The organism is Priestia flexa NBRC 15715, from assembly GCF_001591565.1.
In the GTDB taxonomy this organism is placed as follows: Bacteria; Bacillota; Bacilli; order Bacillales; family Bacillaceae_H; genus Priestia; species Priestia flexa.
Window position 1 is genome coordinate 1 of the sequence record NZ_BCVD01000181.1, and the last position, 5,238, is coordinate 5,238.

Here is a 5,238-nt window from a genome sequence, read left to right on the forward strand (position 1 = left end):
AAATTATTTTAATGCGACGCTAGTGATCTCATTTATTTGAATTTCTCCTTTTGATTTTTAATTTTACATATAAAATACTAATTACTGCTGTTCTATCCCTATTTCTTGTAATTTTGCTTGTAATTTGGTTAACCGGAATACATTGTACCTTCGTATTTTCATATTCGAAGTCTTTTTCTTAAAAAAATATGATTTTATAAATGGAACTGAACCTTTATTTCATTGTTACATTACTTAGACGGTTAAATCTGAAACTTTATAACCTTGTTTTTTGTTGTATTAGGGGCTTTTTAAATTCTTCTAATTAACGTAGAAAAAATGGATTTTCAGCAGAAGTGTAAAAAGCAAATCAGCAAAAAGTGTAAAATTCGACTTGACGTCTACATTCGTGTTCTAAGTTCTGTATAATAAGATTTATCATAAGCAAAAAGCCGGGGGAAAGTATGAAAGAAACTATAAAAAAACTTGTAGATAATTTTAATAAGAATTTAGAAGTTTACAAATCTAGTAAGAATAAGTACAACGAACATTCAACAAGAATTGAATTTATAGATCCTTTTTTTGAGGCGTTAGGGTGGGATATAAGTAATAGTAGAGGATTACAACCCGCAATAAGAGAGGTTATTCCGGAAGATTATATTAAATCTGTTGCAAGGCCAGATTACACTTTTGCAGTAAACGGTATTAAAAAATTTTTCGTGGAAGCAAAAAAGCCGTCTGTTGATATTTTGATAGATCCAGATCCTGCTTTTCAAGCAAGAAGTTACGGCTGGTCAGCCGGTCATTTTATCTCGATTTTAACTAATTTTGAATATCTCCTAATCTATGATACAACTGTTCCACCTAAGAGTAGTGATTATCCATATACTGCCTTAGTGAAAAAGTATCATTTTACAGAATACATCGAAAAGTGGGATGAAATAAACGAACTGGTTTCAAGGGAAACTCTTTATAGCGGAAAGTTCGACTCAAGTTTTAATCATCTAATGGCAAATAGAGACCACAAATCAATTGATGATTATTTTTTAAGGCAAATTAATGAATGGAGAATCCAACTAGCAAACGAAATTATAAAACAAAATCCAGACTATTCCCTTGAATACATAAATGACATTACTCAGAACTTTATTAATCAGATGGTCTTTTTGAGGATATGCGAAGATCGAAATTTACCAATATATCATAAACTTCAAGAAACAACTATTGACCCAACAAAGGTGAAAAATGAGTTGCTTGATGTTTTGAAGGCTGCGGATAAAAAATATAATTCAGGTCTTTTTGAGGATAATCAACTAATTTTAGAGTTGAGTGATGAACTTATCCTAGACATAATAAAAAGCTTATATTACCCGCAGAGTCCTTTTGTATTCAGTGTTATTGAAGCAAATATTTTAGGAGAAATTTATGAATTATTCTTGGCAGAAAAATTAACATTATCACATGATGGTACAGTGATTCTTTCAAAGAAAAAAGAAAATATAAATCGGGATATAGTATCTACTCCAATAGAAATCGTTAAAATAATGGTTAAAAAGGCGTTGGAACCTCTGTGTCAGGGTAAAAAACCAAAAGAAATTTTAGAAATAAAAGTAGCTGACATTGCCTCTGGTTCAGGGATTTTTCTAATAGAAGTGTTTGAGTATCTAATTGAATTTGTAAAAGAATGGTATCTAAAAAATAAACCTAACTACTTATTAGAAGTAGGGAATTCAGAATACTCTCTTCCATTTGAGGATAAAAGAGAGATTTTATTGTCATGTATTTTTGGTATCGATATTGATCCTAATGCAGTTGAGGTAGCGAAATTTAGTCTATTATTAAAGTTACTTGAAAAGGAGACAGTACCGACGCTTCTTAATCGAGAAAGCTTACTACCCTATTTAGATGAAAACATTAAACAGGGAAACGCATTAATTGATTATAACCATATTCATAAACTAGAACTCAATTCTAATGAGAGTTATGAAATAGCGCCATTTAATTGGGAATTTAAAGATGGAGTAAAAACATTTGATACTATAATTGGTAATCCGCCATATGTAACAACTGAAGATATGGTAAATTTATTACCTAGAATTGAATATGAGATATACAAGAAGAAGTATAACTCTTCCTATAAGCAATTTGATAAATATTTCATTTTTATTGAACGTGCATTGGAAAAACTAAAACCTAATGGGGTACTTTGTTACATAGTTCCGAATAAGTTTTCAAAAATAAAATCTGGTGAAAAACTTCGTAAATTACTAACAAAAGAGTCACTTATAAAGGAATTTATTGATTTTAATTCTGCTCAACTTTTTAAGAAAAAAGGAGTTACCACCTATAGCTCGATTCTAGTAGCTCAGAAAAGAGAAAATACGCACTTTGAATTTGAAGAAGTTTCAAATTTAAATGAATGGTGGGCAAACCAGTATAATTTAGATCAAAAGCGAAGAGTCACTTTAGACAGTCGCATATTGTCCGAATCATCATGGGTAATAGTTTCTGACACTAAACAGGCGCAGCTAATAAATAAACTTTATGAAAATGCTACTCCATTAGGTAAGGGAGTTGCTGATATTTTTAATGGAATTCAAACAAGTGCTGAATCACCGTTTCCCGTCTACTGGTTTACTAATGAGCAAATCATTGAAGACAATAAAAAATACATTAGAGTAATTAAAAACGAAAGTGAATACCTAATTGAAAAGCAAATTTTACGACCATATTTTAAACCAACAAAAGGTTCAGAACGAAACATGGACACGTATGATCCGCTAGTTGCAAATAAATGGATAATATTCCCTTACGATAAAGAAGGTAAGATTATTACTCCTTCTGAAATGGCGCAAAATTACCCATATGCTTATCATTATTTAAAGCAACACTACAATCGATTGTTACCAAAACAAATAAGTGGTGATAAGAAGGGACGTGATGTACCCCACGCTACTGCAGATACTTGGTATCATTATGGAAGAATTCAAGCTTTAACTCGTTTTATTGATACGCCGAAATTAATCGTAGGAATCCTAACAAAGAAACCACTTTATATCTATGATAAACAAGACATGTTAATTGCTTCAGGTGGAACAGCTGGTTACTGTGCTATTGCTGAAAGAGAAGACAGTCCGTACAAACTCGAATTTGTTCAAGCTGTTTTGAATCACCCTGTTATTGAATGGCTAACTTCTATAATTGGAAGTGATTTTGATAATGGCTTTCATTCAAGAGGAACAGCGGTACTGGAGAATATACCAATAATAAGAATTGATTTTAACAATGAGGAACAAGCTAAATTATATTATAATACTATTGAGGGAACTCGTAGAATCTATGCAATTAATGAAGAGCTAAAGAAAAAGCTTGATAAAAGAAGGCTCAATGCATTAATTAGTGAGAAGGAACAATTAATTAAGTCAATTCAAGAAAATGTGAGTAAACTTTACGGTATAGAAGATATGCTCAAGTGATTTTTTAAAGGGTGGAAGTAATGAAATTAAAAGTAAACAGCACTGAACAAAAGCTCAGAGGAGGTTATTATACTCCAAAATTAATAGCCGATTTTATTGTTAAATGGGCATTACCTCAAAAGAGGAACTCAGATAATAATGTTCTTCAAATACTTGAACCAAGTTGTGGTGATGGTGTTTTTTTAGAAAGTCTTACTAACCTTCAAAACTTAAATAAGTTTTATTGTACAGCAATTGAATTAATCGAAAATGAGGCAAATGTTGCAAAGGAAAGAACTTTTTATAATCCTGATTTTAATGTTATTAATTCTGACTTCTTTGAAGAATTTAATAGTAATCTAAAAAATAAAAAGTTCGACATAATACTTGGTAATCCTCCGTATATAAGATATCAATATCTTACTGCTGGGCAAAGAGATACACAGGCTAAAATTCTCGTTGAGAATGGGATGAAATCGAACAAATTAATAAATGCTTGGGTATCCTTTGTGGTTGCTGCTGTTCAAATGCTCAATAATAACGGTAAGGTTGGACTAGTCATACCAGCGGAGCTTTTGCAAGTGGCGTATGCCGAGGAACTTCGCTTGTTTCTAATTGAACACCTTTCAAAAGTATCTATTGTCACTTTTGAAGAATTAGTATTCCCAGACGTACAACAAGAAGTAGTTCTGCTTCTTGGAGAGAAAACTGAAAAAAAAGTAAAAGAGAAAAATAAAATTACTGTTATAGAAGTAAAAAACGTTAGTACTTTAGAAGAACAATTTAATAATCTTACTATAGAATTCAAAGATGTTGATCATACATCGGACAAATGGACAAAGTACTTTTTAAATAATGAAGAGATTACGTTAATAAACCAAATAAAAAGTAATGACAAGTTTTTGAAGTTTAAAGAAATTGCTGATATTGATATTGGGATCACCACTGGAAATAATAAATATTTTTCAGTAGACAATGAAACAGTTCAAAAGTATGGTTTGCAAGAAGTGACTTTACCATTGATCGGCAGAAGCGCTCATGCGAGCGGTCTATATTTTAATTATGATGACTGGAGAAAGAATGTTGATAAAGGTGTTGCTGCTCAACTTGTTTATTTCCCAAATAAGTCTTATGATTCATTGCCTCACAATTATCAGGAGTATATTAAATTTGGTGAAGAAAAAGGAATGCACACTGGGTACAAGTGTAGCATACGTGAGAATTGGTTTCATATCCCATCCGTATGGGTTCCAGATGCTTTCTTTCTAAGAAGAAACAATAAATTTCCTAAGTTTGTATTAAATGATATTGATGCAGTGAGTACTGATACTATGCATAGGATACGATTTAATAAAGACATTGACAGGGATAAAGCGCTGCTTTCTTATTACAATAGTATAACCTTTGCTTTTACTGAGATTGAAGGCAGGAGCTATGGGGGCGGAGTTCTTGAAATATTGCCGGGAGAGTTGGAAAAGATTGTATTACCGAATCTTCAGGATATTGACCGTTCATTAACAAGTACCCTAATAAGTAAAATAGACAAAGTTATTAGAGACAATGAAGATATTGAAATTATCCTTGATGAAATTGATCAAACAGTTTTAATAGAATATATAGGGATAGAAAAAGAAGTGGTGCTACAATTCCGTAAAATATGGAAAAAACTTATGAATAGAAGATTAAATAGAAAAAAAAGAAATGGGAAATAAGGTCTGGGTTATCTCAAGTGTCGAGTTTCGGCGTAGAGATAACCCATTTTTATGTAAAGACTGAATCAATTTTTAATTAAGTCATTTACAGG

2 protein-coding genes are annotated in these 5,238 nt (G+C 31.5%); both read left to right on the forward strand.

Going from position 1 to position 5,238, the window contains the following annotated elements; genetic code table 11:
* The first annotated feature begins 443 nt into the window (after positions 1 to 443).
* The gene (locus tag BFL01S_RS18820; RefSeq protein WP_061786629.1) at positions 444 to 3,455 is read left to right on the forward strand and encodes an Eco57I restriction-modification methylase domain-containing protein; all 3,012 of its coding nucleotides are present in this window, start codon (positions 444 to 446) and stop codon (positions 3,453 to 3,455) included.
* Between the two features lie 20 nt (positions 3,456 to 3,475).
* Positions 3,476 to 5,146, forward strand: coding sequence for an Eco57I restriction-modification methylase domain-containing protein (locus BFL01S_RS18825; protein ID WP_061786630.1), 1,671 nt, complete (start codon positions 3,476 to 3,478; stop codon positions 5,144 to 5,146).
* Positions 5,147 to 5,238 lie beyond the last annotated feature (92 nt).

Bases quoted from the DNA above. Each gene is read 5' to 3' on its own strand.
- BFL01S_RS18820 (WP_061786629.1), top strand. From the start codon at position 444: ATGAAAGAAACTATAAAAAAACTTGTAGATAATTTTAATAAGAATTTA.
- BFL01S_RS18825 (WP_061786630.1), top strand. From the start codon at position 3,476: ATGAAATTAAAAGTAAACAGCACTGAACAAAAGCTCAGAGGAGGTTAT.